Below are 23,672 nucleotides of genomic sequence, written 5' to 3'. Positions count from 1 at the left end.
CCGCAACTCTACGACAATCCGTGCAAGTTCTTGCGCTCGTTTGCGGTGTTCCACGTCTCACGGTCGAGCCCGTACCGGACCTCGCCGTGCTCGGACCCCGGGATCGGCGCGAACGGCGGGAAGTACGTGGTCTCGTAGCGCAGGCCCAGCTTCTCCATCACCCGCCGGGAGCCGGCGTTGACCGCCATGGTCTCGGCGTGCACCCGGCGCAGCCCGATCGTCGCGAAGGCGTGGTGCAGCAGGACGCGCGAGCCCTCGGTGGCGTAGCCCCGGCCCCACGCGGCCCGCCGCAGCCGGTAGCCGAGCTCGGCCTCGTCCCGCGGCCCGGCCTCGTCCCGGCGGAGCATGAACCAGCCGACGAAAGCACTGTCGACAGCACTGTCGACAGAGCCGTCCTTCTTGGCGAACGCGGCGAACACGCCGAGGTCGGGGTCGCGCTCGTACTCGCCGAGAATGGTCGGCAGCACGGACCTCTCGATGTGGCTGCGCGCGGTGGGCCGACCGCCGTTGAGGTAGCGCATCACCTCGGGGTCGCTGTCGAGTTCGACGAGGTAGTCGGCATCGCCGTCGGCGAACCGGCGCAACAGGAGCCGGTCGGTCGCCAGGAAGACGTCCATGCGGCGATCCTGACAGGGCGGCGAAGCGTTGTGCACCGGGTTTCCGGCGGCTAGGTTCTGCGCTCGTGACCTACCTTCTGCCGCGCACGTCCACGGAGTACCGGCGGCTGCGGACCCAGGCCAGGATCTGGGAACCCGCGACCACGCGGCTGCTCGACCAGGTCGGGGTCGCACCCGGGGCGCGCTGCCTCGACGTCGGCTGCGGCCCGGGCGAGGTGATGCGGCTGCTCGCGCAGCGGGTCGGGCCGTCCGGCTCGGTCACCGGCGTCGACCTGGACGGCCGCATCGGCGCCGAGGCGGTGGCGGTGCTGCGGAGCGAGGTGGACGCGGAGGTCTCCTTCGTCGAGGGCGACGTGCACGCACTCGACCTGGGACGGTTCGACGTGGTGTACGTGCGACTGGTGCTCATGCACCTGCCCGACCCGGTCGCGCTGCTGCGCCGGCTGTGGGAGCTCGTCGCGCCGGGCGGCGTACTGGTCGCGCAGGACTACGACACGGCCGGGATGGCGTCCATGCCGAGGCTGCCGTGCTGGGACGAGTTCGAGCGGGTGATGGACGGCGTCTACGAGCGGACCGGCGGCGACCCGAGGTGCGGGCTGCGGCTGCCGGCGCACTTCGTGGCCGCCGGCGTCGGTGCCCCGGACGGCACAGACGTGTCCGGCGTGCTGCTGCCGCTCGCGGACACCGAGGAGTTCCTGCAGCGGTCGTACGCCTCCACCCTCCCCGCGGCGATCCGGCTCGGCATCACCACCGAGGAGGCCGGCGAGCGTTGCCTGGCCGGGTTCGCCGAGGCGGCCGGATCGCGGGCGAACTACGTGCGGCTGCCGACGCTGGTCGGCGTGTACCGGCGCCGGAGTGTCGCGGCCTGACGACGCGGCCGCGGTGGCAGCATGGCCGCCGTGGCGGTGATCCTCCCGGCGTCCGTGCTGACCGCGCACCTCGAGTCGTGCGCGGCGGAGCTGGCCGTCGCCCTGCCGTCCCTGCCGCCGGAGGAGCTGGAGCGGGTGCTCGCCCAGCTGGTGTCCGGGCAGCGTCATCTCCGCGGCCGCGTTGTCGGGTCTGGCCGCCGTCCGGACGGGTCCGTTGGCCGAGGTCCTGGCGGCCGCGTCGAGCGCCGCCGGACACGCCGCGGACGCCCTCGCCGAGGGTGAACATTTGTTCGACTGAATCCCCCGTTTGGGCCTGTGACCAGGGGATTGTCGGCTATAATGTGCTGGTGTCGCCAACGGGAGGAGCGCCCATGCGCAGCGTCTGGAACGGCTCGATCAGGATCGGTGCGGCGAACATCCCGGTGCGCGCGTACGGCGCCACCGAGGAGCAGGTGACGGGGATGCACCAGCTGCACCTGGCCGACGGCGGCCGTATCCGGCACCGCAAGGTGTGCGAGGTCGACGGGGAGCCGGTGCCGGCGGGCGAGGTGGCCCGCGGGTACGTGATGCCGGGCGGCGAGACGGTGATGCTGACCGAGGATGACCTGTCGACGCTGCCGCTGTCGACGTCCAAGGCCATCGAGGTGCAGTCGTTCGCGCCGCTGGCCGAGGTCGACCCCGTCTACCTCGCCCGGGCGTACCACCTGGAGCCGGAGCCGGCCGGGACGAAGCCGTACGTGCTGTTCTCCGAGGCGCTGCAGCAGTCGGGCCGGGTGGCGATCGTGAAGGTGGCGTTGCGGCAGCGGGAGTCGTTGGGGCTGCTCCGGGTCCGGGAGCAGGTGATCGTCCTGGAGACCATGCTGTGGCCGGACGAGATCCGGTCGCCGGAGTTCCCGTTCCTGCACCAGGACGTGGACATCGCGGAGAACGAACTGGCCGAGGCGGTGTCCCTGATCGACGCGCTGAGCGAGCGGTTCACCCCGGCCCGCTACACCGACCGCTACGCCGAGGCCCTGCGCGAGCTGGTCCGCGCCAAGATCGAGGGCGACGAGCTGGTGCGCCCCACGGCCGCCCGCCAGGACGAGGGCGCCGCCGACCTGCTCACCGCCCTGCGCGGCTCCCTGTCCGAGAAGCAGGGCGCGCAGGAGGGCGCCGTCGCGAACGCCCAGGCCGCCGCGGATCGTGCGGCCGAGGCGAGGACCAAGGCCGCCCGCGCCGCCTCCCGCCCCCGCGCCTCGACCCGCCGCCGCTGACCCTCCCACCTCGCCCGCCGCCCCGGGAACGTACGACTCGCGCGACGGGAACGTACGACTCGCGCGACGGGAACGTACGACTCGCGCGACGGGAACGTACGACTCGCGCGCCGGGAACGTACGACTCGCGAGGGTCGCGAGTCGTACGTTCCCGGGTGGTGAGTCGTACGTTCCCGTGCGGGGTGGGGTCAGTCGGGGTCGTCGGTGAGCATGCCCTGGCGGAGGGTTTCCAGGGTGCGGGCCAGGAGGCGGGAGACGTGCATCTGGGAGATGCCGATGCGGTCCGCGATCTGGGTCTGGGTCATGTGGCGGAAGAACCGCAGGGTGAGGATCTGGCGCTCCCGCTCGGGTAGGCGCTCGATCAGCGGGCGGAGGGACTCGTAGTCCTCGACGCCGGCGAGGGCGCTGTCCGGCTCGCCGAGGGTCTCGCCGAGGGAGTCGGAGTCGGCGTTGGGGGAGAGGGCCTCGTCCAGGGACATGGAGTGGTAGGCGTTGCCCGCTTCCAGGCCCTCGTACACCTGCTCCAGGCTCAGGTCCAGGTGCCTGGCCAGTTCGGACGGGGTCGGCGCCCGGCCGAGGCGCTGGGACAGCTCCGCGCTGGCCGCGTTGATCGCCAGGTTCAGTTCCTTGAGCCGGCGAGGCACGTGCATCGACCAGCTGGCGTCGCGGAAGTGCCGCCGGACCTCGCCCATCACGGTCGGGACGGCGAAGGACAGGAAGTCGGTGCCCCGGTCCGGCTGGAAGCGGTCGACCGCGTTGATCAGGCCGAGCGTGGCCACTTGGACCAGGTCCTCGCGGGGTACCCCTCGGTTGCTGAACCGGGCGGCGATGTGCTCGGCCAGCGGCAGGTGCCCGGTCACCAGCCGGTTGCGGACCTCGCTGCGGCGGGGGTCGTCCTCCGCGAGGTTCGCCAGCTCGGTGAACAGTGGGGTCAGATGCTCGTAGCCGGTGTCCGAGCGGTTCCCGGCGTGCGAACTCTGCGTGTTCGTCACGCCGGACCGTCCGCCCGGCGCTTGGCCAGTGCGATGTGCACCAGGTGCTCCGGCCGCGACCCGTCCTGGCCGTTGCGCTCGACCCAGCTGTCGGCGTGGTCGGTCAGCGTGGTCAACACCCGCCAGCCGAACGAGTCGCTGCTCGGCGCGGCGTCGCTGGTCGACTTGATCGACACCTGGAAGCGGATCTCGTCCTTGGCCACGGTGAACACGCACACGAGGCCGGCCCCGTCCGACGCCCTGGTGATGAGGGTCGAGCACGCCTCGTCGACCGCCAGCTTGAGATCGGCGATCGCGTCCAGGTCGTAGTCGGCGCGCATCGCGATGCTCGCGGCCAGGGACCGGATGATGGGCAGGTTCGTCAGCTCCGCCCCGATTCGGAGCTCGATCTCCTCCGGACGCCCGGCCCCGCTTCCGTCGCTCATGGCGTTCTTCTACCCACAATCTTGAGTCGGGAAACCCGGCGTGACCGGCGGGTCAGCCGTGCGCGCACAACGGTAACCCGCCCAGTTCGGCGCTGTCGCGCTGACCCGCCTACGGTGGGACGGGCAATGCCGTCGAAGAGAAGGAGCCAACATGTTGGCGGTTACGGAAGCGGCAGCCGAGGCCATCACGGCGCTGACCGCCCAGGGTGGCGTGACCGACCAGGGCGGGCTGCGGTTCTCGATGCAGAACGAGACCGACTCCCAGGCCGCGCTGGCACTGGCCGTGACGTCCGCTCCGGCCGAGGGTGACCAGGTGGTCACCGCGGAGACGGGGGCGAACGTGTTCCTCGAGCAGCAGGCCGCGGACTTCCTGTCGGACAAGGTCCTGGACGTGCAGCAGGACGCCGACGGGCAGCTGAACTTCGCCGTGATGGAGCGAGCCTGACGGCGGGGCCGGGCGAAACCAGTCCAGCCGGTCCGCCCGGCCCCCGCCGGTTCCTGCACTTCTCTACGCCGGTACCAAGTCCTGTTCGGACTCTTCCTGCTCCGCCTCCTCGCCGAGGATCCCGGTCGAGGACGCCACGATCACCGGCACCGCGATCTGACCGGCCACGTTGGTCGCGGTCCGCATCATGTCCAGGATCGGGTTGATGGCGAACACGATCGCGACACCGGTGGCGATCACCTCGGCCGGCAGGTTCACCGCGGCCAGGGTGAGCGTCAGCATCGTGAACCAGCCGGTGGTGCCCGCGGTGGCCAGTGAGCCGAACACCGCGACCAGCACGATCAGCAGGTAGTCGCCGAAACCGAGCGAGATGCCGAACATGTTGGCGATGAAGATCGTGGTGATCGCCGGGAAGATCGCGGCGCACCCGTCCATCTTGGTCGTCGTGCCAAGCGGCACGGCGAAGCTCGCGTAGCCGCGCGGTACGCCGAGGTTCACCGCGGCCTGCCGGGACAGCGGCAGCGTCGCGCCGGAGGACTGCGACACGAACGCGAACTGCAGCGCGGTCCACGACTCGCGGAAGAACGCCACCGGGCTGGTCCCGCCGACGGTGCGCAGCAGGATCGGGTAGACCACGAACAGCACCAGCGCGCAGCCGAGGTACACCGCGACGATCAGCGAGAGCAGCGGGGCGAAGAACTCGTTGCCGTAGCTGGCGAACGCGTTGCCGAGCAGGCCGAGCACGCCGAGCGGCGCCAGCCAGATGATCCAGCCGAGCACCTTCTGGATGATGTCGAAGAACGCCCGGTTGACGGTCACGAACGCCTCGGCCCGGTCGCCCAGCGCGTAGGCGGCGGCACCGACGAGCAGCGCGATGAACACGACCTGCAGGATCTGGCCCTCGGCGAACGCGGTGAACAGGTTCGTGGGCACGATGCTCTGCACGAACGACCACCAGTCGCCCTGCGCGCGCTCGGCCACGGAGGAGACCGCGTCCTCGGACGGCGTGACCGTCACCCCGCTGCCCAGGTTCCCGACGGCGCCGATCGCGATGCCGATGAGCACGGCGATCAGCGAGGTGGTGGCGAACCACATCAGCGTGCGCCCGCCGAGCCGGGCCGCGGTGCGCGCCCCGCCGAGCTGGCGCAGGCTGGTGATGCCGACCACGATCGCGGTGAACACCAGCGGGATGACGGTGAACTGGACGAGGCTGACGAAGACGTCGCCGATCCGAGACAGCGTCGTCGCGAGCCAGGACACCTCGGCCTGCTTGGCGACGAAGCCGAGCAGCGCGCCGAGCACCAGCCCGGCGAGTACCGCGATGCCGAAGAACGTGGTGCGGCGCGATCGTGGGCGCCGGGTCTCCTGCGTTGCCATGGTCCCATTCAACGGCCGAACCGGTTGGTTTCATCCATATCCCACGATGTGGACGGGGACCGCGACTACGCTTCCGCCGGTGAAGAACGACGAGACGAACGACGAGATCGCGCGGCGGATCCTGGACACCAACTCGTATGTGGTGCTCGCCACGGCGGACGCCGACGGGGTGCCGTGGGCGACACCGGTGTGGTTCGCCCAGGAGGACTACCGGCGGATCTACTGGGTGTCCGCGCCGGACGCGCGGCACTCCCGGAACATCGAGGTGCGCCAGGAGATCGGGATGGTGGTGTTCGACTCGACGGTCCCGCCCAACACCGGGCAGGCCGTCTACCTGGAGGCCACCGCGACCAGGACGACCGACGGGCTCGACGTCTTCTCCCGGGTCGCCGCCGCGGGCGGTACCGGCGAGTGGGGGCCGGAGCGTGTCTCCGGCGAGGCACGCCTGCGCCTGTACCGCGCCGACGTGACCGCGCACTGGATCCTCGCCGAGGACGTCGACGTGCGGGTCCCGGTCACGCCCTGAAGGGTGGCCTTGGAAAAGACCACCCTTCAGTACAGCGGGCTCAGCGGGACCGGGTGGCGGTGCGGACGCGGTTCAGGGCGTTGTCGATCTGGCTGTGGTACCTGCCCTTGGTGCGCTTGTCGACGAACGCGCCGGCCTTCGTGGCGTACTTGTTCACCTTGTCGGGGTTCTTCCGCATGTAGGTCCGTGCGGCGGCGGCCGTGCCCGCCAGGGCGGTCAGCTTCTTGATCAGCGGCATGGGCCCGTCCTTTCTCTCCTGCTCGAACAACGGAGTACCCACCCCGGGAAGTTCCTACCCCGCCGTGACCAGCCACGCCGCGTAGCCGAGGAACACGCCGTCGGGCGTCTCGCGGTCCGCGTAGGCCGCACGCAGCGCGTCCCGGGCGCGCGCGGCGGCGTCCGGGCCAGCCTCGGCGAACGCCGCGGCCAGCGCCGGGGCGCCCAGCTCGAAGTCGCACGCGGCGTCGGCGGTCGGGCCGACCAGCAGCGGCTCGCGCACGTCGGTCAGCTCGACACCGGTGTAACCCGCCTCGGTCAGGATCCCGCGGATCCGGTCGGGGTCGGCCAGTGACGCCGGGCCGACGCCGGGCTGGTCCGGCGGAACCCGCACGTGCGGGCTCAGCGCGGCCCGCTTGACCAGGCGGCTCTCGTTGCGCTCCATCGCCTGCCAGCACAGGAACACCAGCCGCCCGCCCGCGCGGCGCAGGTTGGCGAACGCGGCCACCGGGTCGTCGAAGAACATCACGCCGAACTGGCTGAGCACCACGTCGGCCGGCTCGAACGGGTGGGTCTGCGCGTCGGCCTGGACGAACCGGACGTTGGCCGGACCCGACTCCTCGGTGCGCAGCGCGGCCTTGGCGAGCATGGTCGGCGACTTGTCCACGCCGAGCGCCGAGCCGTCGGGGGCCGCGCGGCCGGCGAGCCGGGTGGTGTTCCCGCAGCCGCAGCCGACGTCCACCACCCGCTCGCCCGGCCGGATGGCGGCGGCGGCCAGCAGGTGCCTGGTCATCGGTGCGAGCAGCGCGTCGTAGCGCTCGTCGTGCTCGGCCCACCACTCGGCGGACCAGTTGGAGGACGTGGTCACGTTCCGCATGGCAGCTCCACGCGCAGCAGCGTAGGCCCTCCCGGCGGGCTCGTCACCGTCGTGCTGCCGTCGAACGCCGCCACCCGGCGGGCGATCCCGGACAGACCGGTGCCGAGGTTCTCGTCCGCGCCGCCGTGACCGTTGTCGTGCACCTCGATGGTGAGGGTGTCCGCCCTGGTCAGCACGACCGACGCCTGGGTGGCGCCGCTGTGCTTGGCGATGTTGGTCAGTGCCTCGGCCACCACGAAGTACGCCGCCGACTCGACCGCGGCCGGCGCCCGCCTCGGCCCGATCGTGGTCAGCGCGCACGGCACCGGGCAGCGCGCGATCAGCCCGGCCACCGCGCCGTCGAGCCCGCGCTCGGCCAGTACCGGCGGGTAGATGCTGCGCACCACGTCCCGCAGCCCGGCCAGGGCGTCGGACGTCGCGTCCTGGGCGCGCAGCACCATCGGCAGCGCTCCGGCCGGGTCGCGGCGCAGCGCCCGCTCCACGATGCCCAGGTGCATGGCGACCGCGACCAGCTTGTTCTGCGTACCGTCGTGCAGGTCCCGCTCGATCCGGCGCAGCTCGGCGCCGTGCGCCTCCAGCGCCGCGGCCCGGCTCGCGGTCAGCTCGGCCACCCGCTCGGCGAGCCGCACGTCGGCCGGCACCGCCAGCAGCCGCCCGGTCAGCGACCGGTACCAGCGGGCCAGCGGCGGCACCACGAGCATCGCCAGCGCCGTGTACCCCACGGCGACCAGCGGCATCGTCGCGGCCAGCGCCCACGAGGTGACCGGGTACGGCGAGGTCACCGGGTCGTCGGCCGGCACCAGCCACCAGTACGCCGGCACCAGCAGCGCGTTGAGCGCCGCCGCCGGCAGGATGAACCCGACCAGGCCGGCGAAGGTTCCGAGGACCGCGTGCACGGCGTACCACCGCAGGTCGCGGCGCAGTACCGGGTCGCGCAGCGAGGTGTCGTCGGCGACCGGCACCGGCACGTCGATCCGGACGCGTTCCCGGTCGGCGAAGGCCCGCAGCGCCGGCGCGACCGCGAGCCTCCTGCCGGGCGCGACGAGCGCGACCGCGACGGTCAGCAGCAGCACCGGCAGGAGCAGCAGGGACGCGAACCCCGTGGCCGCGGTCGGCGCGAGGTGGCGCACGCCCCGCCAGGTCCGCACCAGCCGTGTCCGCATGGGCACAGCATGCCTCAGGTACAGCAGGCACCACCTCGAACCCGGTACCCAGCTGGATCGTGCCGCCGGGTCCCCGGCCATAGCGTTCCCGGCATGTCAACGATCATGACGGCGACCGCCGCGATCTCCCTGTCGAAGGTGTCCAAGGTGTACGGGTCGGGGCCCGGCGCGGTCACCGCGCTGGACGGTGTCTCCCTGACGCTGTCCCGCGGCTCGTTCACCGCCGTCATGGGCCCGTCCGGCTCCGGCAAGAGCACCTTCCTGCACTGCGCGGCCGGCCTGGACCGGCCGACGTCCGGCAGCGTGCGGCTCGGCGAGACCGACCTGTCGGGGATGTCGGAGAACGAGCTGACCGAGCTGCGGCGCACCAGGGTCGGGTTCGTGTTCCAGGCCTACAACCTGGTGCCGTCGTTGACCGTGCGGGAGAACATCCAGCTGCCGGTGCTGCTCGGCGCCGGCGCGCCGGACGCGGCCTGGTTCGCCCACGTCGTGGAGACCGTCGGGCTCACCGACCGGCTCGCCCACCGGCCGAGCGAGCTGTCCGGCGGGCAGCAGCAGCGGGTCGCGATCGCGCGGGCGCTGGTCACCCGGCCGGACGTGGTGTTCGCCGACGAACCGACCGGCGCGCTCGACACCCGGACCGGCGCGCAGGTGTTGCGGCTGCTGCGCTCGGTCGTCGAGTCGACCGGGCAGACCGTGCTGATGGTGACGCACGACCCGGCGGCGGCGTCGGTCGCCGACCGGGTGGTGTTCCTCGCCGACGGCCGGCTCGCCGGTGCGCTGGAGGCGCCGACGGTGAAGGTCGTCGCCGAGCGGATGACCCGGTTGGGGGAGTGGTGAGGACGCTCGCGCTGGCGGCGATCCGGCATCGCCGTGGAAGTTTCGTCGCGGTGTTCGTGGCGGTGCTGTGTGCCACCGTGCTGATGACCGCGCTCGGTGTGCTGTTCGAGTCCGGGCTGCGGGCCGGGGTGGCGCCGCAACGGTACACCGGGGCGGCGGTCGTGGTCGGCGGGCGGCAGGAGCTGCCGGTCGCGGAGAACCTCGACGTGCCGTTCAGTGAGCGGGTGCCGCTGCCCGCCGACGCGGTGGCCCGGGTCGCCGGCGTGCCCGGGGTGGACCTGGCGGTCGGGGAGACCTCGGTGCCGCTCACCGTCGACGGTGTGCCGGCCGCGCGCGGGTTCGGCTGGAGCTCGGCCGCGCTGACCCCGCTGTCCGTCGTGGACGGTGCGGAACCGGTGCGGGCGAACGAGGTCGTGCTGGACCGCGGCCTCGCGGAGTCGGTCGGGGTGTCGGTCGGCGACGAGCTGCCGGTCGCGCTCGGCGGCGAGCCGGCCCGGTTCACCGTCGTCGGGATCGCCGCGCCGCCGGACGGGGTGGAGACCGGGCGGATCCCGGCGCTGTTCCTCACCGACGAGCGGGCCAGGGAGCTGTCCGGCCGCCCGGACCAGGTGGACGTGATCGGCGTGGTGTCCGACGCGGATCCCGACGAGCTGGCCGGCCGGATCGAGGCCGCGCTGTCCGGCCTGGACGTGACGACCCACACCGGGAACGACCGGGGCGACGTGGAGTTCCTCGACGTCGGCGCGGTGCGCTCGATACTGGTCGTGCTGTCGCTGTCGTTCGCCGGCACCGCGATGATGATCGCCATGCTGGTCGTGGCCGGCACGCTCGGCCTGTCGATCCAGCAGCGGCACCGGGAGATCGCGCTGCTGCGCGCCGTGGCCGCCACGCCGAGGCAGATCCACCGGATGGTCGGCGCCGAGGTCCTCTGGGTCGCCGGTGCCGGCGCCGTCGTCGGCGCGCTGCCCGGTATCGGCGTGGCGTACCTGCTGCGGGACGCGTTCGCCGGCATCGGGCTGCTGCCGGCCGACTTCGGCCTCGCGATCAGCCCGCTGCCGCCGCTTGCCGCGGTGCTGCTGGTGCTCGGCACGGCCCGGCTCGCCGGCTGGTTCGCCGCCCGCAGGCCCGCGCGGACCGACCCGGTGTCGGCGTTGCGCGAGGCCGCGGTCGAGCGGGCCGCGCTGCCGAGGTGGCGGGTACTCGCCGGCGTGGTCGCCTCGGTCGGCTGGCTGGCGGCCTCGGTGCTGCCGGTCTTCCTGCCCGGCGAGGCCGCGGTGGCCGGCGCGGGCGGCTCCGCGCTGCTCGGTGCGGTGGCCGCCATCCTGCTCGGCCCGCTGCTGGTGGCCGGCGCGGTACGGCTGGTCGGGCCGCGGCTGCGGGCGGTGGCCCCGGTCGGCGGGTACCTGGCGGCGGCCAGCGTCACCGCGAACACCCGCCGGCTCGCGACCGTGGTCACCCCGCTGGTGCTGGCGATCGCGATGGCCTCGGTGCAGGTCTTCACCCAGACCACGCTGTCCGCCGCGGCCGCCGAGCAGGCCGACGACGGGGTGCTGGCCGACTACGTGGTGACCGGCGATGCCGGCCTGGCGCCGGCGGTGGCCGACGCGGTCCGCGCGCAGGACGGCGTGGACGCGGTCACGCCGGTGGTGCGCAGCCAGGTGCTGGTGCCGTACGACTCGGCTGGCACCGAGGCGGTCAGTGCCCTGACCGCGCAGGGGATCGAGGCCGACGGTCTGGCCGAGACGCTCGACCTGCGGCCGGAGGCGGGCGACCTGGGCCGGCTGCGCGGCGACACCGTCGCGCTGAGCACCACCGCCGCGGAGACCGTCGGCGCCGACGTCGGCTCCACAGTGGACCTCCGGCTGGGCGACGGCGCCGTGCTGCGCGCGGAGGTGGTGGCCACCTACGAGCGCGGGCTCGGGTTCGGCGACGTGACGCTGCCGCACGACGTGCTGGTCGCGCACACCACCACGGGCTTCGACCACTCGCTGCTGGTGCGCGCCGACACGCCGCCGTCGGTGGCCGGGTTCCCCGGCGCCGAGGTGCTCGACCGGGGCGAGCTGTCGGCCGCCGGGCAGGCGCAGCGGCAGGTCCAGTCGTGGACGAACCTGATCGCGCTGTTCGTGGTCCTGGGGTACCTGGCCATCGCGGTGGTGAACACGCTGGTGATGGCGACGGCCGCGCGGGGTCGGGAGTTCGCGCTGCTGCGCCTGATCGGCACCCGCCGGTCCCAGGTGGTGCGGATGATGCGGATCGAGGCGCTGCTGGTGGTCGGGATCGCCGCGGTGGTCGGCACGGTGGCCGCGGTGCCGGCGCTGTTCGGGGTGAGCCTCGCGCTCACCGGGTCCCCGGTGCCGTCGGTGCCGCCGCTGGTCTACCTGGCGATCATCGGGGTGACCGCGGTGCTGGGCCTGCTGGCGATCGGCATCCCGACCCGGGTCGCGCTCCGCGCCCGGCCGGTGGAGGCGATCGGCGCTTAACACCGGCTTTGCTTACCCTGCCTTTCGCCCCGACCTGGTCCGATGTGTCCGAAATCGATGACCGAAAGGGGTCGATCATGCGGATCAGGACAGTGGCGGGTCTGGCGGTCGCGGGCGCGGCGGCGGCGGGTGCGATCGCCGCCGGGGTCGCGTACGCGGCCGCCGAGCCGGGCGTCGACGGCGAGCCGATCGTGCGGATCGTCGAGCAGGAAGCGCAGCCGGACAAGGACTGCCCGGACCCGTCCCAGGCGGGGCTGTGACCCAGCCGGAGCGGCTCCTCGAGCAGGCGCTGTTCGAGGTGAAGCGGATCGTCGTCGGTCAGGACCGGCTGGTGGAGCGGTTGGTGACCGCGCTCGTCGCGGACGGGCACTGTCTGCTGGAGGGCGTGCCCGGGGTGGCCAAGACGCTGGCCGCCCGCACCCTCGCGACGGTCGCCGGCGGGTCGTTCTCCCGGATCCAGTTCACGCCGGACCTGGTGCCGTCGGACATCGTCGGCACCAGGATCTACCGGTCGTCCCGGGAGAGCTTCGACGTGGAACTCGGCCCGGTGATGGCGAACGTGGTGGTGGCCGACGAGATCAACCGTGCGCCGGCGCGCGTGCAGTCGGCCCTGCTGGAGGCGATGGCCGAGCGGCAGGTGTCGATCGGCCATCGCAGTCATCCCGTGCCGGAGCCGTTCCTGGTGCTGGCCACGCAGAACCCGATCGAGTCGGAGGGCGTGTACGCGCTGCCCGAGGCGCAGCGCGACCGGTTCCTGATGCGGGTCGTGGTCGGCTATCCGACCGATGCCGAGGAACTCGCGATCCTCTACCGGATGGGCGTGCGTCCGCCGGTGCCGCGCCCGGTGCTCGATCCCGGGATGCTGCTCGCGCTGCGGGACCGGGCCAGGGACGTGCACGTGCACCACGCGCTGGCCGAGTACGTGGTGCGGCTGGTCGCCGCGACCCGCGATCCGGCGAGGTTCGGGCTGGACGACGTGGTGCCGCAGCTGGCGTTCGGCGCGTCGCCGAGGGCTTCGCTGGGGCTGGTGTCGGCGGCCAGGGCGTTGGCTCTGCTGCGTGGGCGGGACTACGTGCTGCCGGGTGACGTGGTCGAGCTGGTGCCGGACGTGCTGTGTCACCGCCTGGTGCTGTCGTTCGACGCCCTCGCCGACGGGGTGACCGCGGAGTCGGTGGTGCGGCGGGTGCTGGCCGCGGTGCCGGTCCCGGTGGTGGCGCCGTCCCAGGCCGAGGAAGCCGCGTGAGCGGAGCGACGGAGCGTCCATCGGCTGGACTGAGGAGCGGGCGCAGGCGCGCCAGCGCCGAGCACGTGACGAGGGAAGCCGGTGGGTAGCGGAGGAGCGCAGCGAACCATGGACACCATGAACGTTCCACTTTCCTTGCGACGCTTGGAACTCACCGTGAACCGGCGGCTCGACGGGTTGTTGCGCGGGCAGTACGCCGGCCTGCTGCCCGGAGCCGGCACCGAGGTCGCCGGGAGCCGGGAGTACCGGCCGGGTGAGGACGAGGTGCGGCGGATGGACTGGGCGGTCACCGCCCGCACCGGTCTCCCGCACGTGCGGGAGACCGTCGCCGAGCGGGAACTGTGCACCTGGGTGCTCGTGGACGCGACGCCCAGCATGGACTTCGGCACCGCGGCCATGGAGAAGCGGGAGCTGGCCGTGGCCGCCGTCGGCGCGGTCGGGTTCCTCACCGCCGGCTCGGGAAACCGGCTCGGTGCGCTGGTGGTGTCGACCGCCGGAGCGCACCGGTTCCCGGCCAGGACCGGGCGCGCGCACCTGCTGGGGCTGCTGCGCCTGCTCACCGCCCGGCCGCGCACCGAGCCCGGTGCGGCGCCGCCGCTCGCGGACGCGCTCACCGACCTCGACCGGGCCGTGCGCCGCCGCGGGCTCGTGGTCGTGGTCTCCGACTTCCTCGACCCCGCTCCCACGGGTGACCCCTCCCCGTGGGAGCGGGCCCTGCGCCGGCTCGCGCTGCGGCACCAGGTGCTCGCGGTCGAGATCACCGACCCGCGCGAGCTGGCGCTGCCCGATGTCGGCCTGCTGACCGTCGTCGACCCGGAGACCGGGCGGCGGCGCGAGGTCTCCACCAGGAACCGCACGCTGCGGGCCAGGTTCGCCGCGGCGGCGGCCGAGCAGCGGGACGGGGTGCGGAAGGCGCTTGCCCGGGCCGGGGTCGCGCACCTGGCGCTGCGCACCGACCGGGACTGGGTGGCCGACATCGTGCGGCACGTGTACACCCAGCGGCGGCTGGCACTGGGAGGCAGGCGATGACGTTCCAGGCCGAGGGCCGGCTCTGGCTGCTCGCCGCGGTGTTGGCGCTGGTCGCGGTGTACCTCGTGGCGCAGCGGCGGCGCAGCCGGTACGCGGTGCGGTTCACGAACCTGCCGCTGCTGGAGAAGGTGGCGCCGACCCGCCCCGGCTGGCGGCGACATCTGCCGGCCGGGCTGTTCGTGGTCATGCTCGCGCTGCTGGTGGTCGGGTTCGCCCAGCCCGCGTCGGCGGTCCAGGTCCCGCGCGAACGGGCGACGGTGATCATCGCGGTCGACGTGTCGCCGTCGATGGAGGCCGACGACGTGCCGCCGGACCGGCTCGGCGCGGCCAGGGCGGCGGCGCACGACTTCGCGGACCTGCTGCCGGCGGAGTTCAACGTCGGGCTGGTGGCGTTCGCCGGGACCGCGCAGGTGGTGGTGGCGCCGTCGACCGACCGGGTCGCGCTGCGGGTCGGGATCGACGAGCTGGACCCGTCGACGATCACGATCGCCGGCACCGCGATCGGAGAGGCCATCGACGCCTCGCTGCAGGCGGTGCGCACGGTCGACCCGCTGGCCGGCGAGGACCCGCCGCCCGCGCGGGTGGTGGTGCTCTCGGACGGCGCGAACACCACCGGCCGGGCGCCGGAGGCGATGGCCGAGCAGGCGGCCGCGCGGGGCGTGCCGGTGGACACGATCTCGGTCGGCACGCCGGAGGGCTCGATCGAGCAGGGCGGCCGGGACCAGGCGGTGCCGGTGGACGGCGCCACCCTGCGCGCGGTCGCCGAGCTGACCGGCGGGTCGTACCACGAGGCGGCGAGCGCGGACGAGCTGCGGGAGGTGTACGCCGACATCGGCGGCTCGGTCGGGTACCGCACCGAGCAGCGGGACATCTCGCACCGGTTCGTCGGCGTCGGGTTGCTGTTCGGTCTGGCGACGGCCGGGACGTCGCTGCTCTGGTTCTCCCGGTTGCCGTGAGGAGCACACGATGACGACATCAGGACTGGGTCCGCGCCGCGGCCCGGAGTTCCACATCCCGCGCGAGCCCGAACGTACGACTCGCGGGGCGGGAGCGTACGACTCGCGCGACGGGAAGGTACGACTCGCGGGTCGGCGGCGGTGGCCCTGGTACACCGGTGCCGCCGTGCTGGTGGCCGCGGTCGCGGTGGCCACCGGGGTGGTCGTGGGGGGTGGTTCGGAGCCGGAGGCGGTGCCGCGGGCGCCGGTGGTCGCGGGGGATCTGGTGGACGTGGCGGATCGGGTGCGGCAGGGGGTGGTGTCGGTGCGGGCGGGGCGGGCCAGTGGGACCGGGTTCGTGATCGACCGGGAGTGGCACGTGCTGACCAACCACCACATCGTCGAGGGGGCCGGCGAGGTGTCGGTGACGGCGCCGGACGGGAGTCGGGTGGCGGCGACGCTCGTCGGGTCGGACGAGGACAGCGACCTCGCGGTGTTGCGGATCGAGGCGGTGCCGTCGCTGGTCGCGTTGCCGCTGGGCAGTTCGGCGGCGGTGCGGGTCGGTGAGCAGGTGTTGGCGGTCGGGTCGCCGCTCGGGTTGTCCGGGACGGTGACCTCGGGCATCGTCAGCGCGGTGGACCGGCGGGTGCGGATCGGCGGCGAGCGGCAGGACGCGCTGCAGACCGACGCGTCGATCAACCCCGGCAACTCCGGCGGGCCGCTGGTGAACGCGCGCGGTGAGGTGATCGGGGTGAACACCGCGATCGCGACGTTCGAGGGCGGCGGCTCCATCGGCATCGGGTTCGCCATCCCGATCGACCGGGCGGCCGACGTGGCCGAGCGGATCGTCGACTGAGGAGTCCGCATGCGACTGCTGTTGGTCGAGGACGAGGCCGAGCTGGCCGAGGCGGTCCAGCTCGGCCTGGTGCGCGCCGGGTACGCGGTGGACCACGCCGACTCGGTCGCCGCCGCGTACGAGCGGCTGACCGTCAACGCCTACGACCTGCTGCTGCTCGACCTGATGCTGCCCGACGGCGACGGGTTCTCGCTGTGCCGGGCGATCCGGTCCGGCGAGCTGCCGTCGGTCGGCGGCACGGACCTGCGGGTGCTGATGCTCACCGCGCGCGGCGCGCTCGACGACCGGGTTCGCGGGCTCGACGACGGCGCCGACGACTACGTGGTCAAGCCGTTCGCGCTGGACGAGCTGTTGGCCAGGGTCCGTGCGCTGCTGCGCCGGGAGACCAGGGGCGGCGGCGCGGTGCTCGCGGTCGGGGAGCTGTCGCTGGACACCGCCCGGCACGAGGCGTGGCGGGCGGACCGGCGGCTTCCGTTGTCCCCCAAGGAGTTCGGCGTGCTGGAGTACCTGATGACCCGGCCGGGCCACGTGGTGTCGGCCGAGGAGCTGCTCGAGCACGTGTGGGACGAGAACGTCGACCCGTTCACCCAGACCGTTCGGGTCACCGTCGGCACGCTGCGCCGCAAGGTCGGGGAGCCGGCGGTGATCGAGACGGTCGTCGGAAGGGGGTACCGGCTATCCGAACGCTGATCCGGGTTCCCGGTTTCGTGCACTCGGTGCGGTTCCGGCTGACCGTGCTGTACTCGACGCTGCTGTTCGTGCTGGCCGGCGCGGGCCTGCTGGTGACCTACCTGGCGGTGCGCGCCGGCACCGACCCGAAGCCGATCACCCGCAGCTACGAGGCGGAGCTGGTGAAGCGCAAGGCCGACGGCCGCGAGTTCCCGGTCGGCACGATGGAGGTCGCCGCGGTCGAGGACATCGAGTCGGCGGTGAACCTGCGCACGCTGGAGTCGCTGCGGGACTTCTCCTGGCTGGCGCTGGGCGGACTGTTCGTGGTCAGCCTCGGCATCGGCTGGGTGCTGTCCGGCCGGGCGCTGCGCCCCGCGCTCTCGATCGCCCGCACCGCCCGCGAGATCCAGGCCACCGACCTGTCCCGCCGGATCAACCTGTCCGGCACCCGGGGCGAGCTGCGCGACCTCGCCGACACCCTGGACTCCATGCTCGATCGCCTGGACGAGGCGTTCCGCGCACAGCGCCAGCTGATCGACGACGCCTCGCACGAACTGCGCAGCCCGCTGGCGATCATCCGCGCGCACCTGGACGCCGCCCTGACCACCCCGGACGCCTCCGACGCCGAGCGGGAACGGGCAGTGCAGGTGATCGACCGCGCCACCGACCGGATGTCGCGCCTGGTGGAGGACCTGCTCGCCACCGCCCGGCGCACCGCGTCCGCCCTGGCCGACACCGACGTGTCCCTGTCCGTCGTCGCGCGCGAGGCGGGCGAGGACTTCGCCGTCCTGGCCGCCGAACGCGACCTGCGGTTCGCCTACGACCTGACCCCGGACCTGGTCGTCATCGGCGACCACGACGCGCTGCGCCGTGCCGCCGGCAACCTCCTGTCCAACGCCGTCCGCCTCTCCCCGGCCGGCGCGACCATCGGCGTGACCACCGGCCGCGACGACGACTGGCTGTGGCTGTCGGTCTCCGACGCCGGCCCGGGCATCCCGGAGGCCGACCGGCAACGGGTCTTCGACCGCTTCTGGCGCCGGTCCGGCTCGGACCCGCTGGCGGACCGGCACACCGGACTCGGGCTCGCGATCGTCCGCCAGATCGTCGAGTCCCACGGCGGCCGGGTCGAGGTGTCGTCCGAGGTGGGGGAGGGGAGCACGTTCACGCTGTGGTTCCCGGCTCGTCCCTGACCGGCAGCTGACGGCGCAGGCGGTCGAGGGCGCGGTGCTGGGCCATGCGGACCGCGCTCGGGGCCATGCCGAGGCGGTCGGCGGTCTCCTGGGCGGAGAGACCGACCACGAGGCGCAGTCGGATGATTTCGCGCTGTCGTGGGGGGAGGGCGTCCAGCAGCGCCGCACGCTCGTCCGCGTTCATCGCCACGTCACAGGAACGGGGTATCGCCCCGGGTATGACGGGGAACGCGCGAGTTACTTATTCCCGGAACATGCCGTCATTCCGGCAGCGCTCGTCCGCGCGTCTCCGGGCAGAACGGGACCACGATCATGCCCAGGACGTAGATCAACCCGACCACGGTCGCCGCGGTGCCGTAGCCGCCGAGGGCGGCGATGATCGAGCCGGCCAGCAGCGGGCCGAGGAACGCGATGAACCTGGCGGCGTTGAACACGAACGCCGCGCCCGTCGCGCGCAGGTGGGTGGGGTAGAACTCGGGCAGCCACACCGGCATCCAGGTGTACTGCCCCAGCGTGAAGAACCCGTTCACCACGCACAGCACCAGCACCAGCGTCAGGTCCGACGTCCACAGGAACAGCACCGGCGTCATCAGCAGCGACGCCGCGAAGTACACGAACACCGTCGGCTTCCGCCCGAACCTGTCGGCCGCGAAACCGAGGGCGATGTACCCGGCGATGGCTCCGGCGTTGTAGATCATGCCCGCCGTGGACGCGTAGCTGGACGCCGTGTGGCCCTCCGCCTCGGCCATGCCGCCGACGTACGCCGGCACCCAGGTCGAGATGCCCCACCACGCCAGCGTGGTCACCATCGACATGATCGAGCCGAGGATCGTCAGCCGGCGCATCTTCGGATCCGCCAGGATCTGGCGCAGGGTGAACCTGGTGTAGGTCCGTTCCTCCTCGGTGAGGTCGGACCTGGACCGCAGCTCCTCCCGGCGCGACGCCGCCGACGACCACTTCTCCGACTCCGGCACGCTGCGCCGCAGCCACAGCGCGAACAACGCCGGCAGCACGCCGAGCAGGAACATGTACCGCCACGAGTTCTCACCGAGCGGCGCGATGAAGTGCCACGCCGCGGACGCCACGAAGAACCCGAGCCCGAGGCCGCACTGCATCAGCCCGGCCGCCTTCGCCCGCGCGTGCGCCGGCCACATCTCGGCCACCAGCGACGTCCCGGTGCCCCACTCCGACCCCAGCGTCACGCCGGTCAGCAGCCGCAGCACCAGGAACGACTCCCAGTTCCACGCGAACGCCGACAGGCCGGTGAAGATCGAGTACAGGGTGATCGACAGCAGCAGGACCTTGCGCCGCCCGAGGTAGTCCGCGACCACCCCGCCGAGGATGCCGCCGAAACCCCAGCCGAGCAGGGTCATCGCGATCGTCAGACCGATGTAGAACGGGAGGTCGCCCCGGGCCTCGGGGTGCAGCTGGGTGAGCGCGACCCCGGCGGTGAGGATCAGCGCGTAGGTCTCGAAGCCGTCGAACAGCCAGCCGAGGTTCGCGGCGACCAGCGCCCGCCACTTCGACCGGTCCAGGCTCCGGTACCACGCGACTTCCCGTACTTCGGTCATCGACGACTCCTATGTCGTGCCACGCATGCGCCGGCTGACCGCGGTCTCGGCGCGCGTGACGACCCAGTTCACCAAGAACCCCAGTACGCCCGCGATCGTGAGCAGGCCGTAGACCTGCGCGGACAGGAAGCTCGCCTGCGCGGCGCCGAGCACCGCGCCGAGGCCGTCGACCCGGGTGACGATCTCCACCAGCAGCGTGATGATCAACGCCAGCGGCGCGGCGACCCGCACGCCGAGCAGCACCGCGGGGGTCAGCGCCGGCGTGAGGATCTTCGTCGTGCGGTGCCACCGGGACAGGCCGAGCGTGCGCGGGGTGTCCAGCAGCACCGGGCTGAGCGTCCGCCTGGCGGTCCGGCAGGTCAGCAGGATCGGCCAGGTCGCCGGCAGCACCACGACCACCAGCTTCATCTGCGTGGTGTAGCCGAGGACCAGGGCGGCCACCGGCACCAGCGACGCGGCCGGCAGCGCGCGCAGGAACTCCAGGCTCGGCGACAGCGCCCGGTCGATCGGGCGGCTCGCGCCGACCAGCGTGCCGACGACGGCGCCGACCACCGTGGCGATCGACAGTCCCAACAGGAACGTCAGCGCGGTCTGGCCGATCGCCGGCAGCAGCTTGTCGCCGTCGACCAGCGGGCGCAGGCCGTCGACCCAGGTGGACGGCGGCGGGAAGTACGGCGACGCCGGGTCGCCGGTCAGCTCCCACAGGCCCAGCAGCAGGATCAGCGGCAGCAGGCCGCGGACGGGGGTGCCGCCCCGTTCCTTCTCGCGTTTCACGCTGCCTCCCCGGAGGACGCCATCTGGCCGCGGAAGGCGAGCCTGGCCGCGCCCATCACCAGTCCATTCAGGACGATACCCGTGACGCCGATGACGAACACGGCGGCGAACATCTGCCCCGGCTGCAGTGCCTGGCCCTTCTCCACCAGCAGGAACCCGAGCCCGGCCGGGTTGCCGACCATCTCGGCCACCAGCGTCAGCACCAGCGACACCGACAACCCCAGCCGCAGCCCCACGACGATCATCGCGGTGGCGCCGGGCAGCCGGATCTTCCACAGCACCGCCGCCTTCGACAGCCGCAGCACCGCGCCGGACTCCAGCATCCTCGGCTCGGTGCGCATCCCGCTGATGGTGTTCAGCATGATCGGCCACAGCGCCGCGTAGAACGCCACCATGATCTCGGTCTGCACGGAGAACCCGAACAGCAGCACCGCCACCGGCACGAACGCCACGATCGGCAGTGCCCGCAACGCCTCCAGGCTCGCCATCGAGTACGTCCACACCGGACGGACCAGCCCGAGTACCGACCCGGCCGCGACCCCGACGAGCCCGGCCAGCGCCCAGCCGGACAGCGCGGCGAACAGCGTGTGCCCGAGCGCGCCGAGCAGCTCGCCGTTCGCGAGCAGCTCGCCGAGGCCCTCGCCCACCGCCGTCGGCGCCGGCAGGTACGTGAAGTCCAGGACGGACGTCCGCACCAGCAGCTCCCACAGCACCAGCGCCAGCACGAACACCGCGGCGCCGAGCAGGTTGACCCGCCTAGCCACGGGCCGGCTCGCCCACGGTGTGCCCGAGCGCCTCGTACACCCGGTGCCGCAGCTCCAGGTAGTCCGGACGCTCCTTGGTGGTGATCTGGTGCCTCGGCCGGGGGAGCGGGATCTCCAGCGACAGTCCGATGTCCGCCGGGCTGCCGTTCAGCACGACCAGCCGGTCGGACAGGTACACCGCCTCCTCCACGTCGTGCGTGACGAACACGATCGTGGTCCCGGTGAGCTCCTGCACCTGCTGGAGCTGGTCCTGCAGCGACGCCTTGGTCATCGCGTCCAGCGCGCCGAACGGCTCGTCCATCAGCAGCACCCTGGGCCGGGTGGCCAGCGCGCGGGCGATCTGCACCCGCTGCTGCATGCCGCCCGACAGCCGCCACGGGTACTCCTCGGCCCGGTCGAGCAGGCCGACCATGGTCAGCGCCTCGTCGACCCGCTCGTCCCGTTCCGACTTCGGCAGCCGCGCCTCGATGCCCAGCGCGACGTTGCGCCGCACGGTCCGCCACGGCAGCAGCGAGTGCGCGTAGTCCTGGAACACCGTCACCACCCCCTCGGGCGGCCCGCTGATCGCGGTGTCGTCGCAGCGGACGGTGCCGCCGGAGGCCGGGAGCAGGCCGCCGAGCACGCGCAGCAGCGTGGTCTTGCCGGACCCGGACGTGCCGAGGATCGACACGAACTCGGCCTTCTCCACGGCGAGCGTGACGCCGCGCAGGATGTGCACCGGCCCGGAGGCGCCCGGGAGCGTGACCGCGAGGTCGTCGCAGGAGATCGTGGGTGTCATCGGGGTGGTCCCATCAGTTCGGTCGCTCGGCGGGTGTCCACGACGGACCCGTACTTGAGCTCGATGTCGAACAGGTTCGCGGCGTGGGCGAACGCGGACCGGTCGAAGCACGCGTCCTCGGCCACCAGCACCCGGTAGCCGTGCGACGCCGCGTCGACGACCGTCGCCCGCACGCAGCCGGAGGTGGTGGTGCCGGCCACGATCAGCGTGTCGACCCGGTGCCGGTTCAGGTACGTCGTCAGCGGCGTGCCGAAGAACGCGCTCGCCTTCGCCTTGCGCAGCACGTACTCGTCCTCGCGCGGGGTGAGCTCCGGCGGGAACGGCGCGCCGTGCACCCGACGGGCCAGGTCCGGGTCCTGGCTGAGCTTGACCGCGCCGCCGACGAACGCCGCGTCGTCCGGGGAGCCCGCGGTGAGCACCCGGGGAATGCCCCGCTCCCGGGCGGCCGCCAGCAGCGACGCGACCGCCGGTAGCCGCTCCCAGCCCATCCGCCCGCAGCCGGTCGGGTACGCGGTGTCGTCGATGAACGACAGCGTCACGTCGACCAGCAGCAGGCACGGGCGCTCACCCGCCTCGACCGGCGTGCCGAACCCGCTGGCCCGCAGCCGGTCCAGCTCGCCAGCCGGAACGAACTCGTCCCACACCGCCGTCATGTCAGTCCTGGGCCGCGACGAGCGCGTTCAGGTCGACGTCACCGGTGAAGCCGTCCGCCTCGCGCATCGCGTCCAGCCAGACCTCGAGGTCCTTCGGGCGCACCTCGCTGGTGTAGGTCGGCAGCACGGCCTCCTTGATCGCCGCGTCCGGCAGGCCGGTGTACTCCTTGAGCACCGCGCGGGCCCGCTCGTCGTTGGTCGCGATGAACTCGGCCGCCTCGTCCAGCGCCGTCCGGAAGTCGGCGATGACGTCGGCGTTCCGCGCGGCCCAGTCCTGCCGGGAGATCCACAGGATCGCGGCGAGCTCGTCGGCGAGCTTCAGGTACGGGTCGCCGAGGTTGACCGCGTCCGGGTTGTTGTTCAGCACCCCGGTGGCGAACGGCATCACGGTCTCCACCGCGTCGACCCGGCCGGCGGCCAGCTGGTCGGCCTGGGACGGCCCGTCGACCTGCACGATGTTCACGCTCGCCGGGTCCACACCCTCCTGCTTGAGCCACGCCTTGGTGGCCACGTGCGTGGTGCCGGTCTCGGTGAGCACGCCGAGCGTCTTGCCGGCGAGCTTGGTGATGTCGGTGACGCCGGCCTTCTTGGAACCGATCACGAACCCGGTCGGGTTGTCCTCGACGTCGAGGGTCGCGCCGGAGACCTGGGTGACCGGGATGCCCTGCTGCGCGGCGGAGATGACCGTGGTCGGCACCGACAGCGCGATGTCGAACGAGCGGCCGAGCGTGCCGGGCAGCGTGCCGATGTTCTCGACCTTGGTGAACTCCACGTTCAGGTCGTGCTTGTCGAAGATCCCCTCGGCCATGGCCACCTGGACGGGGAGCGCGGCGGCGTTGGAGTTGTGCGCGATGCGCAGGGTGCGCGGGTCACCGTCGTCGGACGCGGCGCCCCCGGCGCCGCCGCAGGCGGTCGCCGTGAGCGCGAGTAGTCCCGCGATGCCCGCTGTGACGAGCCGCTTGGTCCTGGCCATGGGGGAACTCCCTTGGTCCTCTATACAACACTTGTTGTCCTGTGGGGCGGATGCTAAGTACCGGTAAATGGGGACGTCAAGGTCTGTTTCGATCCTGTTGCGCCGTTCTTGACAGGTCTCGGGACCGCTTCTACTGTCTCGCTGACAGGACATCCAG

28 protein-coding genes are annotated in these 23,672 nt (G+C 72.7%); 14 read left to right on the top strand and 14 right to left on the bottom strand.

Features of this window, described 5'->3' with window-relative positions; genetic code table 11:
- Nucleotides 1-8: 8 nt before the first annotated feature.
- Nucleotides 9-617 carry a GNAT family N-acetyltransferase gene (locus JT362_RS32125; RefSeq protein WP_260195641.1) on the bottom strand — a complete coding sequence of 203 codons (609 nt, stop codon included), beginning with the start codon at nt 615-617 and terminating at the stop codon, nt 9-11.
- 65 nt (nt 618-682) lie between these two features.
- Between JT362_RS32125 and JT362_RS32120 the strand changes: the two genes are divergently transcribed.
- The 3 genes from JT362_RS32120 to ku all read left to right on the top strand — a co-directional run bounded on the left by JT362_RS32120 (nt 683) and on the right by ku (nt 2,739).
- The gene (locus tag JT362_RS32120; protein WP_260195640.1) at nt 683-1,486 is read left to right on the top strand and encodes a class I SAM-dependent methyltransferase; all 804 of its coding nucleotides are present in this window, start codon (nt 683-685) and stop codon (nt 1,484-1,486) included.
- A gap of 21 nt (nt 1,487-1,507) precedes the next feature.
- The gene (locus JT362_RS32115; RefSeq protein ID WP_260195639.1) at nt 1,508-1,768 is read left to right on the top strand and encodes a hypothetical protein; all 261 of its coding nucleotides are present in this window, start codon (nt 1,508-1,510) and stop codon (nt 1,766-1,768) included.
- Between the two features lie 89 nt (nt 1,769-1,857).
- On the top strand, nt 1,858-2,739 hold the full coding sequence (gene ku, locus JT362_RS32110) for a non-homologous end joining protein Ku (RefSeq protein ID WP_260195638.1): 882 nt from the start codon (nt 1,858-1,860) through the stop codon (nt 2,737-2,739).
- Between the two features lie 188 nt (nt 2,740-2,927).
- Here ku and JT362_RS32105 read toward each other — a convergent pair whose 3' ends face one another.
- Both JT362_RS32105 and JT362_RS32100 read right to left on the bottom strand, forming a co-directional pair.
- Entirely contained in the window at nt 2,928-3,731 is an 804-nt protein-coding gene (locus tag JT362_RS32105; RefSeq protein WP_260195637.1) for an RNA polymerase sigma factor SigF, read from the bottom strand.
- The gene (locus JT362_RS32100) at nt 3,728-4,156 is read right to left on the bottom strand and encodes an ATP-binding protein (protein ID WP_260195636.1); all 429 of its coding nucleotides are present in this window, start codon (nt 4,154-4,156) and stop codon (nt 3,728-3,730) included. The genes JT362_RS32105 and JT362_RS32100 overlap by 4 nt, the downstream gene beginning before the upstream one ends.
- Nucleotides 4,157-4,307: 151 nt before the next feature.
- On the opposite strand from JT362_RS32100, the gene JT362_RS32095 reads away from it, so the two are divergent.
- The gene (locus tag JT362_RS32095; protein ID WP_260195635.1) at nt 4,308-4,601 is read left to right on the top strand and encodes an iron-sulfur cluster biosynthesis protein; all 294 of its coding nucleotides are present in this window, start codon (nt 4,308-4,310) and stop codon (nt 4,599-4,601) included.
- Nucleotides 4,602-4,664: 63 nt separating this feature from the next.
- Here the strand turns inward: JT362_RS32095 and JT362_RS32090 are convergent, their stop codons facing one another.
- Nucleotides 4,665-5,978 (bottom strand): dicarboxylate/amino acid:cation symporter, encoded by a 1,314-nt coding sequence (locus JT362_RS32090; protein WP_260195634.1) that lies wholly within the window; start codon nt 5,976-5,978, stop codon nt 4,665-4,667.
- Between the two features lie 79 nt (nt 5,979-6,057).
- Here JT362_RS32090 and JT362_RS32085 point away from each other — a divergent pair, with 79 nt between their 5' ends.
- Nucleotides 6,058-6,504 carry a pyridoxamine 5'-phosphate oxidase family protein gene (locus JT362_RS32085; protein WP_260195633.1) on the top strand — a complete coding sequence of 149 codons (447 nt, stop codon included), beginning with the start codon at nt 6,058-6,060 and terminating at the stop codon, nt 6,502-6,504.
- Nucleotides 6,505-6,544: 40 nt separating this feature from the next.
- On the opposite strand, the gene JT362_RS32080 is transcribed toward JT362_RS32085, so the two are convergent.
- The 3 genes from JT362_RS32080 to JT362_RS32070 are packed head-to-tail and all read right to left on the bottom strand — an operon-like array spanning nt 6,545 to nt 8,760.
- Complete coding sequence (locus tag JT362_RS32080) at nt 6,545-6,742, bottom strand: antitoxin (protein ID WP_260195632.1); 198 nt, start codon at nt 6,740-6,742, stop codon at nt 6,545-6,547.
- 54 nt (nt 6,743-6,796) lie between these two features.
- Nucleotides 6,797-7,597 carry a class I SAM-dependent methyltransferase gene (locus JT362_RS32075; protein ID WP_260195631.1) on the bottom strand — a complete coding sequence of 267 codons (801 nt, stop codon included), beginning with the start codon at nt 7,595-7,597 and terminating at the stop codon, nt 6,797-6,799.
- Nucleotides 7,585-8,760 (bottom strand): sensor histidine kinase, encoded by a 1,176-nt coding sequence (locus tag JT362_RS32070; protein ID WP_260195630.1) that lies wholly within the window; start codon nt 8,758-8,760, stop codon nt 7,585-7,587. The genes JT362_RS32075 and JT362_RS32070 overlap by 13 nt, the downstream gene beginning before the upstream one ends.
- Nucleotides 8,761-8,853: 93 nt before the next feature.
- Between JT362_RS32070 and JT362_RS32065 the strand changes: the two genes are divergently transcribed.
- The 9 genes from JT362_RS32065 (at nt 8,854) to JT362_RS32025 (ending at nt 18,002) form a co-directional block, all read left to right on the top strand.
- Entirely contained in the window at nt 8,854-9,600 is a 747-nt protein-coding gene (locus JT362_RS32065; protein WP_260195629.1) for an ABC transporter ATP-binding protein, read from the top strand.
- On the top strand, nt 9,597-12,080 hold the full coding sequence (locus JT362_RS32060; RefSeq protein ID WP_260195628.1) for an FtsX-like permease family protein: 2,484 nt from the start codon (nt 9,597-9,599) through the stop codon (nt 12,078-12,080). The genes JT362_RS32065 and JT362_RS32060 overlap by 4 nt, the downstream gene beginning before the upstream one ends.
- Before the next feature lie 77 nt (nt 12,081-12,157).
- The gene (locus JT362_RS32055) at nt 12,158-12,340 is read left to right on the top strand and encodes a hypothetical protein (RefSeq protein WP_260195627.1); all 183 of its coding nucleotides are present in this window, start codon (nt 12,158-12,160) and stop codon (nt 12,338-12,340) included.
- The gene (locus JT362_RS32050) at nt 12,337-13,323 is read left to right on the top strand and encodes an AAA family ATPase (RefSeq protein ID WP_260195626.1); all 987 of its coding nucleotides are present in this window, start codon (nt 12,337-12,339) and stop codon (nt 13,321-13,323) included. The genes JT362_RS32055 and JT362_RS32050 overlap by 4 nt, the downstream gene beginning before the upstream one ends.
- Nucleotides 13,324-13,467: 144 nt before the next feature.
- Nucleotides 13,468-14,352, top strand: a complete 885-nt coding sequence (locus JT362_RS32045) for a DUF58 domain-containing protein (RefSeq protein ID WP_260195625.1) — start codon at nt 13,468-13,470, stop codon at nt 14,350-14,352.
- Nucleotides 14,349-15,308 (top strand): VWA domain-containing protein, encoded by a 960-nt coding sequence (locus JT362_RS32040; RefSeq protein ID WP_260195624.1) that lies wholly within the window; start codon nt 14,349-14,351, stop codon nt 15,306-15,308. Before JT362_RS32045 ends, JT362_RS32040 begins: the two co-directional genes overlap by 4 nt.
- A 10-nt stretch (nt 15,309-15,318) precedes the next feature.
- Nucleotides 15,319-16,143, top strand: coding sequence for a S1C family serine protease (locus tag JT362_RS32035; RefSeq protein WP_311202782.1), 825 nt, complete (start codon nt 15,319-15,321; stop codon nt 16,141-16,143).
- A 9-nt stretch (nt 16,144-16,152) separates the two neighbouring features.
- Nucleotides 16,153-16,833: a response regulator gene (locus JT362_RS32030; RefSeq protein WP_260195623.1), complete on the top strand. Its 681-nt coding sequence runs from the start codon at nt 16,153-16,155 to the stop codon at nt 16,831-16,833.
- Between the two features lie 26 nt (nt 16,834-16,859).
- Nucleotides 16,860-18,002, top strand: coding sequence for a sensor histidine kinase (locus tag JT362_RS32025; protein WP_260195622.1), 1,143 nt, complete (start codon nt 16,860-16,862; stop codon nt 18,000-18,002).
- Here the strand turns inward: JT362_RS32025 and JT362_RS32020 are convergent.
- From JT362_RS32020 to JT362_RS31990, 7 genes are all read right to left on the bottom strand, one after another.
- The gene (locus JT362_RS32020) at nt 17,974-18,186 is read right to left on the bottom strand and encodes a sigma-70 family RNA polymerase sigma factor (RefSeq protein ID WP_375546588.1); all 213 of its coding nucleotides are present in this window, start codon (nt 18,184-18,186) and stop codon (nt 17,974-17,976) included. The genes JT362_RS32025 and JT362_RS32020 overlap by 29 nt on opposite strands.
- A gap of 76 nt (nt 18,187-18,262) precedes the next feature.
- A complete protein-coding gene (locus JT362_RS32015; protein WP_260195621.1) occupies nt 18,263-19,573 on the bottom strand; it encodes an MFS transporter in 1,311 nt (436 codons plus the stop codon).
- Nucleotides 19,574-19,582: 9 nt separating this feature from the next.
- Entirely contained in the window at nt 19,583-20,347 is a 765-nt protein-coding gene (locus JT362_RS32010; RefSeq protein WP_260195620.1) for an ABC transporter permease, read from the bottom strand.
- Nucleotides 20,344-21,111, bottom strand: a complete 768-nt coding sequence (locus JT362_RS32005; RefSeq protein WP_260195619.1) for an ABC transporter permease — start codon at nt 21,109-21,111, stop codon at nt 20,344-20,346. Before JT362_RS32005 ends, JT362_RS32010 begins: the two co-directional genes overlap by 4 nt.
- On the bottom strand, nt 21,104-21,889 hold the full coding sequence (locus tag JT362_RS32000; RefSeq protein ID WP_260195618.1) for an ABC transporter ATP-binding protein: 786 nt from the start codon (nt 21,887-21,889) through the stop codon (nt 21,104-21,106). The genes JT362_RS32005 and JT362_RS32000 overlap by 8 nt, the downstream gene beginning before the upstream one ends.
- Nucleotides 21,886-22,542 (bottom strand): isochorismatase family protein, encoded by a 657-nt coding sequence (locus JT362_RS31995; protein WP_260195617.1) that lies wholly within the window; start codon nt 22,540-22,542, stop codon nt 21,886-21,888. The genes JT362_RS32000 and JT362_RS31995 overlap by 4 nt, the downstream gene beginning before the upstream one ends.
- A gap of 1 nt (nt 22,543) precedes the next feature.
- Nucleotides 22,544-23,515 carry an ABC transporter substrate-binding protein gene (locus JT362_RS31990; protein ID WP_260195616.1) on the bottom strand — a complete coding sequence of 324 codons (972 nt, stop codon included), beginning with the start codon at nt 23,513-23,515 and terminating at the stop codon, nt 22,544-22,546.
- Nucleotides 23,516-23,672 lie beyond the last annotated feature (157 nt).

Origin of the sequence: Actinophytocola gossypii, assembly GCF_025165815.1 — a bacterium.
Taxonomy (GTDB): domain Bacteria; phylum Actinomycetota; class Actinomycetes; order Mycobacteriales; family Pseudonocardiaceae; genus Actinophytocola; species Actinophytocola gossypii.
Note: the sequence above shows the minus strand (reverse complement) of the source record. Positions and strands in the feature narration are given on the sequence as shown.